12 protein-coding genes and 1 pseudogene are annotated in these 16082 nt (G+C 62.2%); 5 read left to right on the top strand and 8 right to left on the bottom strand.

The window, feature by feature from the left end; translation table 11 throughout:
• Positions 1-56 precede the first annotated feature (56 nt).
• Together HOP51_RS18315 and HOP51_RS18310 are read right to left on the bottom strand one after the other, a co-directional pair.
• Positions 57-1403, bottom strand: coding sequence for an MmgE/PrpD family protein (locus HOP51_RS18315; protein ID WP_234275325.1), 1347 nt, complete (start codon positions 1401-1403; stop codon positions 57-59).
• A 9-nt stretch (positions 1404-1412) separates the two neighbouring features.
• Positions 1413-2627: a CaiB/BaiF CoA transferase family protein gene (locus HOP51_RS18310; protein ID WP_267957797.1), complete on the bottom strand. Its 1215-nt coding sequence runs from the start codon at positions 2625-2627 to the stop codon at positions 1413-1415.
• Positions 2628-3129: 502 nt separating this feature from the next.
• On the opposite strand from HOP51_RS18310, the gene HOP51_RS18305 reads away from it, so the two are divergent.
• The gene (locus HOP51_RS18305; RefSeq protein WP_234275323.1) at positions 3130-3954 is read left to right on the top strand and encodes a LysR family transcriptional regulator; all 825 of its coding nucleotides are present in this window, start codon (positions 3130-3132) and stop codon (positions 3952-3954) included.
• Positions 3955-3963: 9 nt separating this feature from the next.
• Here the strand turns inward: HOP51_RS18305 and HOP51_RS18300 are convergent, their stop codons facing one another.
• Complete coding sequence (locus HOP51_RS18300) at positions 3964-4329, bottom strand: cupin domain-containing protein (protein WP_234275322.1); 366 nt, start codon at positions 4327-4329, stop codon at positions 3964-3966.
• Positions 4330-4721: 392 nt separating this feature from the next.
• On the opposite strand from HOP51_RS18300, the gene HOP51_RS18295 reads away from it, so the two are divergent.
• Positions 4722-5951, top strand: a complete 1230-nt coding sequence (locus HOP51_RS18295) for a serine hydrolase domain-containing protein (RefSeq protein WP_234275321.1) — start codon at positions 4722-4724, stop codon at positions 5949-5951.
• Between the two features lie 140 nt (positions 5952-6091).
• The gene (locus tag HOP51_RS18290; RefSeq protein WP_234275320.1) at positions 6092-6820 is read left to right on the top strand and encodes a TorF family putative porin; all 729 of its coding nucleotides are present in this window, start codon (positions 6092-6094) and stop codon (positions 6818-6820) included.
• Between the two features lie 78 nt (positions 6821-6898).
• On the opposite strand, the pseudogene HOP51_RS21105 reads toward HOP51_RS18290, so the two are convergent.
• Positions 6899-7072: pseudogene (locus HOP51_RS21105) on the bottom strand (response regulator transcription factor); the annotation flags it as partial.
• Between the two features lie 839 nt (positions 7073-7911).
• Positions 7912-9747 (bottom strand): feruloyl-CoA synthase, encoded by a 1836-nt coding sequence (locus tag HOP51_RS18285; RefSeq protein WP_234275319.1) that lies wholly within the window; start codon positions 9745-9747, stop codon positions 7912-7914.
• A gap of 335 nt (positions 9748-10082) precedes the next feature.
• On the opposite strand from HOP51_RS18285, the gene HOP51_RS18280 reads away from it, so the two are divergent.
• Complete coding sequence (locus HOP51_RS18280) at positions 10083-10541, top strand: MarR family winged helix-turn-helix transcriptional regulator (RefSeq protein WP_234275318.1); 459 nt, start codon at positions 10083-10085, stop codon at positions 10539-10541.
• A 236-nt stretch (positions 10542-10777) separates the two neighbouring features.
• Here HOP51_RS18280 and HOP51_RS18275 read toward each other — a convergent pair whose 3' ends face one another.
• The 3 genes from HOP51_RS18275 to mdlC all read right to left on the bottom strand — a co-directional run bounded on the left by HOP51_RS18275 (position 10778) and on the right by mdlC (position 15008).
• Positions 10778-12229: an aldehyde dehydrogenase gene (locus HOP51_RS18275; protein ID WP_234275317.1), complete on the bottom strand. Its 1452-nt coding sequence runs from the start codon at positions 12227-12229 to the stop codon at positions 10778-10780.
• 129 nt (positions 12230-12358) lie between these two features.
• On the bottom strand, positions 12359-13384 hold the full coding sequence (locus HOP51_RS18270; RefSeq protein ID WP_234275316.1) for a TRAP transporter substrate-binding protein: 1026 nt from the start codon (positions 13382-13384) through the stop codon (positions 12359-12361).
• 43 nt (positions 13385-13427) lie between these two features.
• Positions 13428-15008: a benzoylformate decarboxylase gene (gene mdlC / locus HOP51_RS18265; RefSeq protein ID WP_234275315.1), complete on the bottom strand. Its 1581-nt coding sequence runs from the start codon at positions 15006-15008 to the stop codon at positions 13428-13430.
• A 104-nt stretch (positions 15009-15112) separates the two neighbouring features.
• Between mdlC and HOP51_RS18260 the strand changes: the two genes are divergently transcribed.
• Positions 15113-16018, top strand: a complete 906-nt coding sequence (locus tag HOP51_RS18260; protein WP_234275314.1) for a LysR family transcriptional regulator — start codon at positions 15113-15115, stop codon at positions 16016-16018.
• Positions 16019-16082: the final 64 nt, after the last annotated feature.

The following is a 16082-nucleotide window of genomic DNA, read 5'->3' as shown; positions in this document are numbered from 1 at the left end:
AAAACGCTTCCACCGACGATAAATTGGTGCTTGGCCAACCTTTGGTTCAGTGAATGCTAGATCGACAACCCAAGCCCGCCAGGCAGCTCATTACCCCACATGATGTTGCCCTTGATCTTCTCGAGTTCGGGCCGTGGAAGGATGCCTGTCGTCAACTCATCGTATTTCTCGATCAGCTCATCATCCGACATGGGATCTTCCGGGTCTCCCTTGCGAGATTCCTGGAAATGGGAGACCTCCTTCCCATCGGCGGTCGTCACAATGATGTTGGCCATCCGCTTCGCGGGGTATGCTTTGGCAATGTCCTGCCTCTCCGACACCGTCACCTTTTTCATCAGGTCACGCATTCGCGCATCGTTCAGCATCGCGCTTTCGAACGCCTGCAGCCTGACTTTTCCTGATAGCAAAAAGGCAGCAACGCAATACTGCAGGCTGAACCTGGCTTCCTGGGCCGTGTTCGGGACGGGCCGATTGCACATCGAGTAGGTAGCGCCATATCCCTCGATGTGGATTCTCTGGATCTGGTCAAGGGGTATGTTCTCTCTTTCCCTGAGCACCTTCAGTCCATCGAGCGCCGGGAAGATATGCCCACAGCAGCCGTGATTCTTGATCGTCATGCGCGTGATGGGCGTCCAGTTGCCGATGCCATCCAGCGCGGCTTTCCAATCTCCGCTGGAGTCGCTGGTTGCCGCGGCGAAGCCGTTAGGCGCATGCAGGCTGTCGAGCGATGCCGTCACGCCTTGGGCGGCGGCCATTCCGGCCAGGATTCCCGCATCCGCCGCATGACCGGCGTGCAGCGGCTTGGCCATGCCTTCGCCTTGCAGGTTTTGTTGATGTCCGCCGGCGAAGCTGCTCGAGAGGGCGATGGCGTGGCCGATTTGCGGCTGGCTGGCGCCGAGGAGCATCGCCGTAGAGACTGCCGCGCCGATGGTGCCCACGGTGGCCGAGGTATGCCAGTAGGTGTAGTGGCTTGGCTGAATGGCCAGCGCGATACGGCAGCCGACTTCGTAGCCGCCGATAATGGCACGGTGCAGCTGCTCGCGAGATGCGCCGATATCCTGTGCGACTGCAAGCGCGGCGGAGATGGTGGAGCTGCCGGGGTGGTAGCCGCCGTCCTTGAAGATATCGTCGAACTCGACCGTATGGCTGGCAGTGGCGTTCAACAGGGCAGCATGGCGTGGCGCGCCCTGCAGCCCGTCGACATAGCACACTGCCTTGCCGCCGCCCCGCGTGCTGGCAAACGCCTTGGAGAGCAGCGTGGCAGGTGCGTGGCGAGTGCCCGGTAGCGTGGTGGCAAACCAATCCAACAGCGCGCGGCGTGTCGCCCAATCCACCTCAGGAGGCAAAGGTCGGCGCTGCCACTCGTCTGCCACCCGTGCCAGGCATTCGATAGGATGGTTCATTGCGGTCACCTAACGAATCTCATCCAATGCACCGCCAATGACCCCAGCGGCTTTCAGGGCATGAAGATCGTCCACTGAATAACCCAGGCTGGCGAGCAGTTCCGCCGTCTGGGCGCCGACCTTTTGCGGTGGAGACGTGATACGCCGCTCACCCGCGGACATCGTAAACGCCGAGATCGGCACGACCAGCGCACGCTCATCGTTCTCCTCGATGGGCTGGCTGTGCAACATGCCCCTCGCGCCGACGTGAGGGTCGGCCAGGGTTTCCTCCAGGCGCCTGATCCTCGCCGCCGGAATGCGCCGCTCCTGCAGGAACGTCTCCCAGTAGTCCGCCGTCATGGTACTGATGATTTCAGCAATGACCTTGGCTTCTTCCTCATGGCTATCGAGGCGCTGGTTGTTGTTCTCCTTGATCATGTCCTCCCGCCCCAGCGCCGTCCACAGACGCTTCTGCTGCGTCAGGTTGGACGCAGCAATCATCAACGGCTCATCGGAGGCGTGGTAACAACCGATCGTGGCGAAAGGAAACGTATTGCCCTTTGGCTCCGGCTCTTTTCCGTTCCACAGCAGTGCGGTCAAATAGGGACTTGTCAGCATCAGGGCCGTGTCCAACATCGACACATCGATGAACTGCCCTTTCCCACCATTCCGCTCACGCTGAAAAAGCGCCGAGGCAATGGAAAATGCCGCTGTCGTACCGGTGGCATAGTCGACGACCGGTGCACCGCTCTTGAGCGGCCCCGTCTGACGGTCTCCTGTCATTGCCATCATGCCCGAGAAGGCTTGAATGACATTATCGTAGGCCGTGAGCTCCCGGCGCGGCCCCGTGGAGCCAAAGGCAGAGATGGAACAGTAGATCAACGCCGGATTGATGGCGGCCAGATCTTCATATCCCAACCCAAGCTTTTCCAGGGCGCCCGGGCGGTAGTTCTCGACGAACACATCGGCCGTTGCCAACAGCCTCTTCATGATTCGTTGCCCTTCGGGCTTCTTGAAGTCGATGGCAACGGCCTTCTTGTTGCTGGCCTGGGACATGAATGCCGTACCCATGCCGATATCGTTCAGCTCCCTGTCAGACCCTTGCAGGCGCGCCTGGTCAGGGTCCGATGGCGACTCCACCTTGATGACATCCGCCCCCAGCACAGCGAGTTGATACGTCGCGAATGGGCCGGCCAGCACGTGGGTGGCATCAATGACACGAATGCCTTCAAAGGGGGGAGACATAGCACCTCTTCACATTGCAAAGTTATTCTCTGCCACAAGATTTGCGGGGCTAATAGCAACGTATACGAACGAGGGCTAGACGTGCACTGAAGAAAAATCAGGCCAAGGCTAACAAAATGTTGGCAGCGCTCCTCCCGGTTGAGCTGACCTCACAGAGGTTTTCGAGACATCAGGTCGTACAGATCTCAAAAAAGCGATAAATCAGATGGCCTAGCCAGTTTCCATGCTCCTCATAGAACCGATCCTCCTGCAACCCTGCTGCTCTCGCAGGTTTCTCTGTGTAATCAATCATTTGAAAGCCGACCATAAGGGTCCGACCACTAGCATCTGGACATAGGGGAACAATAAGTTGCATCATCAATTCTCTTATTCCTAAAACTACTCTACGAGTGATAAATTCGGCACCACCCAGGAACCATCAAGAAGTCTTAAAACTCACTTACCGGAAACTATATTAACTACTACCCACAAGACTAGAGTGTAAAAATGAAAAGGCCTTTTCATGGATAAAAAGCATGTTGACTGGGAATCTCTGGCTCTATTCATAACTGTCGCGCGTGAGCAGGGCTTGTCCGCAGCAGCCCGTCGGGTCGGCACGAGCGCTCCTACTCTCAGTCGCCGCATGCTCGCCTTGGAACGAAGCCTGGGTCGCCAATTGTTTGTACGAGGCAGGCTGGGCTATTCCCTGACGGATGACGGCCAAACCCTGCTGCGAGGGCTTGAAGAGGTAGAGGCTCGTATTGAAAGACTGACCCAGCCGCGCGCGAAGATTAAGCCAGCCGTGAAGATATCCGCCGGCAGCTGGACGGCTCTTTTTTTGATGGAACGATTGCACTTGATCACGGGCCAGCCGCCTGACATCAAGCCCTGTTTCATTACCAGCGAGAAAGTACTCAGCATACGGCACCGGGAGGCGGTGATCGGCTTTCGAAACCAGCGACCCACGGAGAAGACTCTGGTAGCGCGGAAGCTCAATCCTGTCGAGTTTGCTCCCTACATGGCGGCCGAAGCTCCGGAACGCTGGATCAAAGTGCTTGTGGACACACCATCGGCGCGCTGGGTGGACCGTGAAATCAGTGAAGAAGACATCGTTTGTGAAATCAGCCAGCCTCGCGCCGCTCTTGACCTTGCACTCACAGGCGTTGGTATTGCGCTGTTGCCTACCTTTATCGGGGATGCGCAGGATCGTTTACGCCGCGTTCACCCTCCGATCGACGAGTTGAGGCACGAGCAATGGCTGGTCATCCATCAGGATGACCGCAACCTACCGGAGGTTCGGAAGACGATTGATCGGATCTACAAATTCATGCGGAATAAAATTGACTGAAATGCGGCATCAGATCCAGACGTCGTTCTCGGCGGTCCGCTCGCCCCCGGCCTGCCCTGTATTCAGAATCCCGCGCGGCTCGATCAGCATCACCTCCGCTTCCTGCTCGGCGAAAGGCTTGTGCTCGACGCCCTTCGGGACCACAAACATCTCACCGGCGGCCAGATTGACCGCGCCATCGCGGAAATCGATGCGCAGGTTGCCCTTCATCACCAAGAATACCTCATCCGTCTCGGGATGATCGTGCCAGATGAAATCGCCCTCGAGCTTGACCACCTTGAACTGGTAGTCGTTCATCTCGGCAATAACCCTGGGTGACCACTGCTCGTTGAGCAGGCCAAGCTTCTGTCGGATATCGATCGCCTTGTAGTCCATCTTCCCCTCTTCTCGTCGGATGCCATTCGCGTCGCCGAATTGGCTCGCCCCGCTATCGGCCGCGATATAGCTACGCTAGCCCAACGAGGCGAAACACAACAGAGACAGTTATGCGCCATTCCGTACATGACAGTTGAGGCATTGCCCATCATTACCCCGGTATCAAGACCAGCTTCCCGAGATAATGCTCGCCGAGGGCGCGGGGCGCGGTGAGCATCGGCAGCCCGCTCCACTCTTTCTCTCAAAAGCTGGAAAACCCACCCTGCTTCAAAGAATTGGTTGAGCCACTCGGCATCCCCTTGGGCGACTCCCCCTGCATCTGCAGAGGTTTTTTTCGACTTTCCCTTCCCTAGCATGACCCTCGTCCCCCTCCACCCAAGAAAGGACGACCCATGCATAGCGCCTACAAGAACAACGTCATCGCCCTTGCTGCACTGGCCGCACTCTATTCGACCGTTGCCCTGGCATCCCCCTCGCAAGCGCCCGACAGCGAGTGGACAACGGAAACGCTGGTCAACTCCCGGGCCAACATGTTTTACCCCGACCTCAACCACCTGACGTTCCAGTCCTTGGACAAGATGTTCTCCACGCGAGCCGTGGAGGCCCCGCCCGCCCCATGGGGCCTGGAAGAAAGCCCGATGGAGATCGACGAAACCTTCACGCTGGAGGGCGAGCAAGTTTCCCTCGAGGCGTTTCTGGAAGGGACGAGAACCAATGGCCTGCTCGTTCTCAAGGATGGAAAGATCGCCTACGAGCGCTATCGCAACGGTCTCGACGAGGCGACCCCGCACGCCGTCTTCTCGGTCTCCAAGTCGATCCTCGCTACCCTGATCGGCTTTGCCGTCGAGGATGGCAGCATCGCCAGCCTCGACGACAAGGTGGTCGACTATGTACCGGCCCTGGCTGGCAGCGGCTACGAGGATGTCAGCATTGTCGACGTGTTGCGCATGCGCTCCGGGGTGGCCTGGGAAGAGATATATGAATTCGGGGGCAGCACCCAGCTCACCGAGGTGCACGACAACGCCCTGGTCGCTTACCGCTACCGCTGGTGCGACTACGCGGCCTCATCCTCCGAGCGCCAATACGAGCCCGGCGAAAGGTTCAACTACTCCACCCTCGATACCAGCGTGCTCGGCTGTGTGCTGGAGGGTGCCGTCAATACGACGGTGGCCAACTACATGACGGAGAAGCTCTGGCAGCCCGCCGGCATGGAGTTCGACGCCTACTGGATCATGGACGGCCCGGAGCCCGTCGGGAACGAGTTCTACGGCGCCGGCTTCAACGCCACGCTGCGAGACCTCGGGCGCTTCGGCCTCATGATGCTCGACATGGGCGAAGCCAACGGCGTCCAGGTGCTATCCAGAGATTGGGTGGAAAGCGCCACCGTTTCCGATCCCGGCTACGAGCGCATCTCGGAAGACGCCCCCATCGGTTATCAGTACCAGTGGTGGACCTTCCCTGACCGTGACGCCTACTCGGCCATCGGCATCTACAACCAGTTCGTCTACATCGACCCGCAGAGCCAAACGGTCATCGTCAAACTCAGCCACACGCCCGATGCCGAAGGCTGGGAAGACGACACCCTGGCCTTCCTCGAGAAGATTTCACACCTCACCCCTTAGTTGCAGCGAAGCACCACGCATTCGGGAGGCCTTCTATCGGGGAGGCTTTTCGCCCCCTTGTGGGCTCAAGACTCCCCAGTGCTCCCCACAAGCTCTCGACCTGTCACGACCCGATAATTTCAACAACAAGGTAGAAAGACATGAACAAGACATCGGCCTGGCTGGCTACCGGCGTTTTTTGCGCCGCCTCCTTCTCTGCGCATGCCTGGGAAATCAATGACGATTTCTCCCTCTATCTCGATATCAAGGCCCTCAGTGACTATCGCGCCGGCGGGGTCTCGATGACGAGCAACGACTCCGCCCTGTGGCTCGATGCCACCCTGGTCCACAGCAAGAGCGGAGGTCATGCCGGCATCTTCACCTCCAATATCGATTTCGGCACGGAGGCCAACCGGGAATTTGCCTATTACCTCGGCATTACCCGCCCCATCACTGAGAACTTGCTGGGCTCCTTCACTCGGATCGAGTTCGAATACCCTCGGGACAACCAGTTCAACTTCGGCGAGTGGATCGCGACACTCAGCGCTTACGGCGTCACCCTTGGCGTCAAGTACAGCGACGACATGAAGCCCGATGCCAAGCGCACCATCGCCTGGCTGGAGTATGAACACAGCCTCCCTCACGAGACGACGCTGGGCTTCCGCTACGGCCTGACGGATCAAAGCCGCGATATTTATGTCGACGATGACGGCTCCCGGCGCAGCACTTATTACGATTGGGAAATCGGTATCGGCAAGCGCCAGTGGGGACTGGACTGGCGCCTGGCCTACATCGACACCGACCTTTCCAGATCCGAGTGCGCCTCCGCCTTCGGCGCCAGCAACGTCTGCTCGGCGACGCTGGTGGGGTCCATCTCCAAGCTTTTCTAACCGTACGGGAAGGTTGGACTGGGGGAAGGCAGCGCTTGGCTCACTCGCCGCCGGGATGACGAAGCGCCGGATCAGCTCCACCTTGTTGCTGACCCCCAGTCGAACATAGGCATTGCGAAGGTAGGTCCTGGCCGTGGCGGGAGTGACGCCCAGCGTACGGGCCACCTCCTTGTAGGAACTGCCCTGGGAGTAGAGCCTCGCGGCACTGAGCTCCCGCGGAGCGAGCAGGGAAGCGTGTCGGCGGGAGCACATCGTCAGGGAGACCAGCTCACCGCAGGGCTGCACCACGATTCCCCTCCGACTTCCCGGCGACAAGGTGCAGGGCGCATGTCCCAGCATGTCGGATAGATTGCCCGGCAGGCGGGAGCCCTGCCAGCCGGCATACTCCTCGTTGAGGGCCGCTCCCACTTCCCTGCCGATGTAGAGCAGCTCCCCCTTCCTGCTCGAGAGCGCATAGTCGTCCCAGTAGTTCGACATGCCATCGGAACGAACCGCCATCAAATAGGCTTTCCAACAGCGAGCCAGGTGCCGGACGAACTCCTCCATCAGCAGAGCATCGACATCGTCGAAGCCGAATCGGGACTTGCCTCGGTTGATCGACACGAAAAACAGCATCCCGCTGGGAGGGAAATCCAGCGTCACGGCCATGCTATGGTAGATGTCATGCCGTTCGCAGAACGCTCCCACCGCCGTTTTCGCCTCCTCCGGGCAGTCGCCCTGACACTCCCTGACGGCCTGGCCCAACCGAGAGATCGAAGCGTTCGCGAATCGGTCGAGGGTGGAGATGTCGTTCCACTCCTCGGCGAACGAAGGGCTCAGACCCAGGCTGCCATGCATCAGGTTCTTCGCTGGCGCGTCCTGTGCGGACACATACACCTGCCCCCACCACGCCGTATCGAAGCTCACGACATTAGCGAAGCCTTGAACGGCTTCGTGCAGCCAGCTTCTCGATGCCGGGCATCTGGGTATCTCGGCCAGGCCAAGCACTTCGTGGCTGAAGCGCTGCAGCACCCTCGCATCGACCGCGGAACCACATGCCTTGCTGTTGTTATTGTTCATATGGGTATCGCTCATGCCGTTACTCTGCAGATTCAATCGAGCCGCAACACGCCCTGCGGCGGTGGCTCGCGATAAAGCGCCTCGACGATGGCGGCCCGGTTCTCCAGCACGGCCCGCTGGTTGATCGAGCCCTTGTCGGTGATCTCGTGGGCATCCAGGCGCGGCGGCTCGTCGAGCAGCACCAGGCGCCGCACCCGGGTGGAGCTGCCGGTGCTGTGGGCGTCCAGGTCCCGCAGCATCTGCAGGAAGCGCTCGTGCACCGGCTCGCTGGCCAGCACCGTGGCGGCATCGATTTCGCTGCCCAGCCCCGCCAGCTCACGGCACTTCTCCAGGTCCGGGAACACCATGACCGCCACATAGGGCCGGTCGAGCCCGGCGATCACCACGTCCTTCACATAAGGGGCACCGGCTTCGATGATACGCGCCCGAAGCGGCCCGACGCTGACCCAGGTGCCGGTGTCGAGCTTGAAGTCCTCGGAAATGCGCCCGTCGAAGCGCATGCCGCGCTGGGGGTCGTCCGGATCGATGAACTTGACCGCATCGCCCAGGCAGTAGAAGCCCTCCTCGTCGAAGCTCCTGGCGGTGACCTCGGGCTGGCGCCAGTAGCCCGGCATCACGCTGGGCCCTTTCACCCGGCACTCCAGCTTGCCGCCGTTGGGCACCAGCTTGATCGTCACCCCGCGCGCCGGCAGGCCCACCACGCCGGAACGGGACTCCTCCAGCGAGGCGAACATCGCCGAGGGGGCGGTCTCGGTGGCGCCCAGGCCGGTCAGCATGCCCACCTTGCAGCCCAGGGTCTGGATGGCCAGGCGGTCGAGTTCGTCCCAGATGTGCTGGGAGAGCCCCGCCGCGGCGAAGAACATCAGGTTGAGCCGGGAGAAGAAGGTCTCGCGCAGGGCATCCTCGCGCTTCAGGTAGTCCACCAGAATCTCGAAACCCTTGGGCACGTTGAAGTAGACCGTGGGGGCGATCTCGCGCAGGTTGGCGATGGTCTTCTCGAACTCGCCCGGCACAGGGCGGCCGTCGTCGATATAGAGGCTGCCGCCGTTGTAGAGCACGATGCCGACGTTGTGGTTGCCGCCGAAGGTGTGGTTCCACGGCAGCCAGTCGACCAGCACCGGTGGCTCGTCGCGCATGAAGGGCATCAGCGAGGCCAGCATCTCCTGGTTGGCGCAGAGCATGCGGTGAGTATTGATGACGCCCTTGGGCATGCCGGTGGAGCCTGAGGTGAACAGGAACTTGACGATGGTGTCGGGGCCGACGGCCGCACGGGCCTCCTCCACCGCCGCGGTCACGGGGGTATCCAGCAGCTTGTCGAAGGTGCCCATGGGGAAGCCTTCGGCTTCTACCGCCACACAGCCGCAGTCGGCCGGCTGCGCCGCCGCCAGGGCGGGGGCGAAGTCCTTGGCCTTGTCGACCATCAGCAGGCCCGGCGTCAGCAGTTCGACGATATGGCGAAGCTTGCCATAGTCGCGGCTGACCAGCGAATAGGCCGGCGAGACGGGGGCGAAGGGAATGCCCACGTACATCGCCGCCAGCGACAGCAGCAGGTGCTCGATGGAATTACCGCTGAGGATGGCCAGGGGCCGCTCGACGCCCAGGCCGTGGTTCAGCAACCCTTGCGCCAGGCGGCGTACCCGCGCCAGGGTCTCGGCATAGCTCAGGCGCTGCCACTCGCCGGCACCGTCGCGCCGCGCCACGAAGGTACGCTCCGGCGTCTCGTCGGCCCAGCGTTCCAGGCACTCGAGCAGCGTATCGGGGTAGTCGCCGAGGGGTTCCTCGACAGTGAGAAGTTGGGTTCCATCATCGCGCAGGATCAGCTTGGCAGTGGCAGTGCCCAGACGGACATCGCGAAAGGAGGAAGACATGGGCGCTCCTGCTGTTTGTGATCGTTATCAGGATCGAAAGGGGCATCTCGCTACCCTCGGCATGGGAGCCTTGGTAACATGGAGTCCAGTATTTTTTTAAACTGTTGTCATGTCAAACATTTTGCCACAATAACATTATTTCCAAGGAGCCGAAGAAAGGTGGAATAAGCATTCAGTATCAAAAAGATACGGTCATAACACCGTTTCGCCTTGACGATTTCCATGGCCGAGTCACGACTAAAGTTGGAGACCGTGACAGGCTTCGTCGCCCGGTATCCGATAGGCTGTTTGCTGCTTGCCGCCTCGTGGCTATCCAGGTCAGGACCCAAATATTCATGAGCAACGACGACCAGAACGATATCGACTACTCCATGCTGCAATCCCGCCTCGGCTACAAGCTACGCCGGGCGCAGCTCGTCTACTTCGACGTGTTCTTCGAAGCCTGTGCGCAGGAGGGCATCACGCCGGGACTGTTCAGCATCCTAGCCATCATCTATCACAACCCGGGGCTGACCCAGTCGGCGGTTTCCACGGCCCTGAACGTGGACCGCTCCGCCATGGTGGCGGCCATCGACAAGCTGGAGAGCATGGAGGTGGTGGAACGGCGCAAGTCGAAAAACGACCGGCGCTCCTATGCCCTCTACCTCACCGACAAGGGCAAGGAATTCACCGAGCGGCTCAACCGCAAGGTCTCCGCGGGCGAAGACAGCTTCGACAGCTTCATGAAGGAAGGCGAGCGCGAGTGGCTGCTCGACCTTCTCGACCGTATCATCGCTGCCCGCAAGGGAGGCTGATGCCCACTGCAAGCGCCCGGAGAGACACAAGGCTCTGTCTGAAAACTCGGCGAGCGAAGGCCAGGGCTAGGCCCGTTCCCTACGGGCCAACGCACTTCCCACATCCATGTGGGTCGCAAGGCAAAAATCGGCGTGAAGACGGACTGGGCTCGCACACGAGTTTACGTGCTGTAAATGTGTACTTTGAGCCGATTTTTAACGCCGTATGGCCGAGCGCAGCCAGTTTTCGGGCGAGCCTAGATGGGGTAGTGCCGCGGCCCCAGCTGCACCGTGATCCAACGCAGCTCGGTGAACTCCTCGATGCCCGCCTTGCCGCCGAAGCGGCCGTAGCCGCTGGCCTTGACGCCGCCGAAGGGCATCTGCGGCTCATCGTGCACCGTCGGCGCATTGATATGACAGATGCCCGACTGGATGCGCCCGGCGACCTTGATCGCCCGCGCCGTGTCGCGACTGAACACCGCCGCCGAGAGGCCGTACTCGCTGTCGTTGGCGATACGGATGGCCTCCCCCTCGCCCTCGACCCGGATCACCGCCACCACCGGCCCAAACGACTCCTCGCTGTAGAGGCGCATGGCCGGGGTCACGCCATCCACCACCGTGGCCGGCATGATCACCCCATCGGCCCGGCCACCGGCGGCCAGGCGCGCACCGCGGCTCTCGGCATCGTCGAGCAGCGCGTTGAGCTTCTGGCCCGACTCGGCGTTGATCAGGGTGCCCAGTGCATTGCCCTCGCCACGCGGGTCGCCCGCCTTGAGCGCCGCGGCACGCGCGGCCAGCTTGTCGACGAAGGCGTCGGCCACCGAGACATCGACGATCAGTCGTTCGGTGGACATGCAGATCTGCCCCTGGTTGAAGAAGGCGCCGAAGATCGCCGCGTCCACCGCGGCATCCAGGTCGGCATCGTCCAGTACCAGGAACGGCGCCTTGCCGCCCAGCTCCAGCAGCACCGGCTTGAGATGGTGCGCCGCCTTCTCGGCGATGATCCGCCCCACCCCGGTGGAGCCGGTGAAGTTGATGCGCGCCACCTCGGGGTGGGCGATCAGCGTCTCGACGATCTGCGGGGCCTCGTGGGGCGCATTGGTGACCACGTTGACCACGCCGTCACCGAACCCGGCCTCCACCAGCACCTCACCGATCAGATGATGGGTCGCCGGGCACTGCTCCGAAGCCTTGAGGATCACCGTATTGCCGCACGCCAGCGGCGTGGCCACGGCCCGGGTGCCGAGGATGATCGGCGCGTTCCACGGCGCGATGCCGACCACCACGCCGCAGGGCACGCGAATGCCCATGGCCAGGTTGTCGGGCACGTTGGAAGGGATCACGTCACCCTGGATCTGGGTGGTCAGCGACGCCGCCTCACGCAGCATGCCGGCGGCCACCATCACGTTGAAGCCGGCCCAGCCCGGCGTGGCGCCGGTCTCGTTCACCATGCGCTCGATGAACTCCGCCTGGCGCGCCTCCATCAGCTCCGCCGCCTTGAGCAGCTTGCCGCGCCGCTCGCCGGGGCCCGTTTGCGACCAGGTCGCGAAGGCGCGGCCCGCGGCATCCGCCGCCGCCTTGGCATCTTCCACCGAAGCCGCCGCCGCCGTGGTCGCCACCTCACCCGTGAACGGGTTGCGACGTTCGAACGTTCTTTCTCCAGAGGCAGCCTTGGCCTGGCCGCCGATCAGCAATCCGAGAGTCGTCATGGGTCACTCCATTGCGTTGTTTTCAGCATTGTCCGCTCTCATTTTCCCCGAAGCTAACGGCTGCATAAGGCAATATCAGCGGGATTACTTGGACTTTTCCCGTATCGGGTTGGGACTTTAGTCGCGCACTTAATTTGGTTCCACGGGGCACTCGTCACGCAGTTCGAGCGCCCGCTGGTAGACCTCGCGCGCATTGTCGATACCGCGCTGCTCGAGGCGAACCAGGTAGGCCTCCGTTCCCTCGTTGAACGGACCCGACCACTCAGGATCGTTCAATGGGTCTTCCACCGTGTTGATGGTGCCGCCCTGAGCCTCGGCCTCATCGCGCCCCTCTCGATCCAGCCGCGCATACACCTCGCCGGCCCGACGGGTCCAGGCCATGCCGCTGACCTCGTCGATGGCAGCCTGCTGCTCCGGCGAAAGACGCTCGTAGCTCGCATGATTCATGACTGCCACCGCCACGCCGGTGTAGTAAGGCACCTCGAGATGATGATCGGCCAGCTCGTTGATGCCGAAGGTCTTCATCGCCTGCCAGGGGAAGCTCAGGCCATCCATCACGCCGCGCTGCAGCGAGGTATAGATGTCCGGCGCCGGCATGCCAACGGGGTTGGCCCCCAGACGCTCGAGGATCTCCCCGGCCACGTCGCTGGGACGACGGATGCGCAGGCCGCGCAGGTCATCGGGCGTCTCGATGGCATGGCCCCGGGTGTGCAGATAAGCGGGGCCGGTGGTGAACAGGTAGAGCACCTTCACGTCGTCGTACTCGTCGGCGATGTGCCCCTCGTCGTACAGCGTCTGCAGAATGCAGCCACCCTGGGGAGCGCTGCCGGAAACCCCCGGCAGTTGGACGATCTCCGACAGCGGGAAGCGGCCAGCGGTATAGCCCTGCATGGTGATGGCGATATCCGAGATACCGTTCACCGTACCCTGGTAGGCCTGCTCGGAGCGACTCAAGGTCTGGGAGGGGTAGTTCTCGATGGTCAGCTCGCCGCCGGTGGCTTCTTCGACGTGCTTGGCCCAGGCCTCGAAGATCTCCTTGTTGACGTCGGAGTTGGCCGGCCAGAAATGGGACATGCGCAGGGTGTCGGCCTGCGCGCTGAAGACGATGCCCGCCGCACAGGCGGCGAGCAGGCTGCGGGAGATGGCGTGATTCATGGCGTGTCCTCTCTTATCGTTGTAGTGGTGATGTGATGCGGGCTCAGGTGGGCAGGGTCGGCACCTCGATCAGCAGTGGGCGATCCATCGCAAAGCCTTCTTGCAGCGCTTGGACCAAAGCCTCGTGGGTATCGGCCAGACGCGCCTCGACTCCGTAGCCGCGGGCCAGGGCGCAGAAGTCAATGTCCGGCACGTCGAGACCCGGCGCATCGTCGACCTTCATGTGCCGAGCAAAGCCGCGCAGGGCGCCGTAGGTGCCGTTCTTGAGAATGATCAGCACCGCCGGAATGCGATACTGAGCGGCGCTCCACAGCGCGGTGATGGCGTAGCTGGCGGAGCCGTCGCCTATCACGCCGATCACCTGTCGCCGGGGCTGGGCGAGCTGTACGCCGAGCGCCGCCGGCAAGCCGAAACCGAGCCCGCCCGCGGCGGGGAAGAAGTAGCTGCCGGGTTCACGCATGCCCACGCGCTCCCAGAAGATCTCCACCGTCGAGGTCGACTCCTTGACGTAGATGGCGTCTTCCGGCGCCAGCGCGTCCAGGGTGTCGAACACGTTGGCCGGGGCCAGGTACCCCTCGCCGTCTTCCACTGCTGCCGGCCTGGGCAGCGGCTCGGGCATGGCCCGTGCGCTCTGTTCGATGCGCGGCAGAAGTGCTTCAAGCGTGGCGTGAACGTCGCCCACCAGGGCATCCCCCATGGGAGCACGAGCCGCCTCGTTGGCATCGCCGGTGACATGCACCAGGCCCGCCCCTTCGGGCAGATAACGCCCCGGTGCGTACTTGTGATAGCGGAACACCGGCGCCCCGACCACTACGATCAGATCGTGCCCTTCCAGATGGGCGGTAATGCCGGCAATGGCCGCCGGCAGCACGCCGCGGAAGCACGGGTGTCGATTGGGAAACGGACAGCGCGAGGCGGAAGGCGCTACCCAAACCGGTAGGCATAGTCGCTCGGCCAGCTCCACGGCCAGACCGTTGGCCTGGCGCGCATCGACCTCCGGCCCCAGTACCAGCACCGGGTTCTCGGCAGCATTGAGCCGCTGCGCCAGGCGCTCGAGCTGCTCGAATGATGGCACCCCGGCGTGGGCGATCTCGCGCTCTATGACCAGTGCCGCGTCATCACCCGCTTCGCGATCCCAGTCGTCGTGGGGGATCGAGACATAGACCGGCCCCCGTGGCGGCAGCGAGGCGCTATGAATGGCCTGGCTCAGCGCCCGGGGCACGTCTTCGGGGCAGGCCGGCTCGTAGCTCCACTTCACCAGTGGCTTCGGCAGCTGCGGGGCATCCACGTTGGCCAGCATCGACTCCACGCCGATCATCGAGCGCGCCTGCTGCCCGGCGGTGATCACCAGCGGCGAGTGGGAGTACCAGGCGTTGGTCAGCGCCCCCATGGCATTGCCGGTGCCCGCCGCGGCATGCAGGTTGATGAATGCGGGTCGGCCGCTGGCCAGCGCATAGCCGTCAGCCATCCCCGCCACCACGCCTTCGTGCAGCCCCAGCACATAGCGAAAATCCTCGGGAAAGCCCTTGAGAAAAGGCAGCTCATTGGAGCCAGGGTTACCGAAAACGGTGGTGATTCCCTGATGACGCAGGAGCGAATAGGTGACGGCGTGAACGCTCGGCATGCTGGATCCTTGTCCTTGTTCGGGGCGTGCCTTCACGCTAGTCGTGCCTGCTACAATCAAGCAAATCGATACTCTTTCTATCAAAAATAAAAGCTATCTATGTAATGAACCAGATCGATCTCAACCTCATGCGCACCTTCGTACTGCTGTACGAAACCGGCAGCGTCACCCACACCGCCGAGCGCCTCTATGTCACCCAACCCTCGGTCAGCTATGCGCTGGCCCGGCTGCGCGAGCTCTTCGAGGATCGCCTGTTCGTGCGCACCCGCCAAGGCATGGAACCCACCATTGCCGCTCGCCAGCTCTACCCTGCCCTGCGCGACGCCCTGCAGCAGCTTCAGGATGCCATCGAGAGCAGCCGCGACTTCGAGCCCGCCACCTGCACGCGACGCTTCCGCCTGGCATTGACCGACCTGGGTGAAATGGCACTGCTGCCGAAGCTGATGCGCCGCCTGCACGAGCAGGCGCCCCAGGCCGAGCTGGAAGTGGTACCACTGGAGATCGAACACGCCGAGGAGTGGCTCGCCGCCGGCAGGGTCAACGCGCTGATCTGCAGCCGGCCGCTGACCGGTGCCGCGATTGCGCGCCACGTACTCTTGAGGGATCGCTACGTGTGCCTGCTCAACCAGGAACGCTTCGGAGAAGGCCCCCTGACGCGAGAGCGCTTTATCGCCGCCCGCCACGTCGCCGTCACCTCCTCCTCCGGGCACGGCCTTGCCGAGGAGGTGATGCGTCAGCACGGCATCCAGCGCAAGGTGAGCCTGGAGATACCGCACTTCTCGGTGCTGCCGAAGGTGCTGCACGACAGCGATCTGATCGCGACCATGCCACTGCAGGTCGCCGCCAGCTTCACCGAAGAGTCACCGCTGACCATCCACGAACTGCCCTTTCACGTACCCGGATTCGAAGTCGCCCTGCACTGGCAGGCCCAGGCCAGCCGCTCCCCCTCACAGCGCTGGTTCTGCGAGAGCATTATTGAGGCGATTGGGGAGAGGGTGCGGGTGGGGTGAGGCAAGCTAATCCGCTGGATCGGGCCAACCGGATGCAACAATTGGTCTGATCGCGCGCTAAACC

Origin of the sequence: Billgrantia zhangzhouensis, from assembly GCF_021404465.1 — a bacterium.
Taxonomy (GTDB): domain Bacteria; phylum Pseudomonadota; class Gammaproteobacteria; order Pseudomonadales; family Halomonadaceae; genus Halomonas; species Halomonas zhangzhouensis.
This window is presented reverse-complemented; position numbering and strand designations above follow the sequence as displayed.

What these genes read in the sequence shown, in the direction of transcription:
- HOP51_RS18315 (WP_234275325.1), bottom strand. Translation starts at nt 1,403, where the DNA reads ATGAACCATCCTATCGAATGCCTGGCACGGGTGGCAGACGAGTGGCAG.
- HOP51_RS18310 (WP_267957797.1), bottom strand. Translation starts at nt 2,627, where the DNA reads ATGTCTCCCCCCTTTGAAGGCATTCGTGTCATTGATGCCACCCACGTG.
- HOP51_RS18305 (WP_234275323.1), top strand. Translation starts at nt 3,130, where the DNA reads ATGGATAAAAAGCATGTTGACTGGGAATCTCTGGCTCTATTCATAACT.
- HOP51_RS18300 (WP_234275322.1), bottom strand. Translation starts at nt 4,329, where the DNA reads ATGGACTACAAGGCGATCGATATCCGACAGAAGCTTGGCCTGCTCAAC.
- HOP51_RS18295 (WP_234275321.1), top strand. Translation starts at nt 4,722, where the DNA reads ATGCATAGCGCCTACAAGAACAACGTCATCGCCCTTGCTGCACTGGCC.
- HOP51_RS18290 (WP_234275320.1), top strand. Translation starts at nt 6,092, where the DNA reads ATGAACAAGACATCGGCCTGGCTGGCTACCGGCGTTTTTTGCGCCGCC.
- HOP51_RS18285 (WP_234275319.1), bottom strand. Translation starts at nt 9,747, where the DNA reads ATGTCTTCCTCCTTTCGCGATGTCCGTCTGGGCACTGCCACTGCCAAG.
- HOP51_RS18280 (WP_234275318.1), top strand. Translation starts at nt 10,083, where the DNA reads ATGAGCAACGACGACCAGAACGATATCGACTACTCCATGCTGCAATCC.
- HOP51_RS18275 (WP_234275317.1), bottom strand. Translation starts at nt 12,229, where the DNA reads ATGACGACTCTCGGATTGCTGATCGGCGGCCAGGCCAAGGCTGCCTCT.
- HOP51_RS18270 (WP_234275316.1), bottom strand. Translation starts at nt 13,384, where the DNA reads ATGAATCACGCCATCTCCCGCAGCCTGCTCGCCGCCTGTGCGGCGGGC.
- mdlC (WP_234275315.1), bottom strand. Translation starts at nt 15,008, where the DNA reads ATGCCGAGCGTTCACGCCGTCACCTATTCGCTCCTGCGTCATCAGGGA.
- HOP51_RS18260 (WP_234275314.1), top strand. Translation starts at nt 15,113, where the DNA reads ATGAACCAGATCGATCTCAACCTCATGCGCACCTTCGTACTGCTGTAC.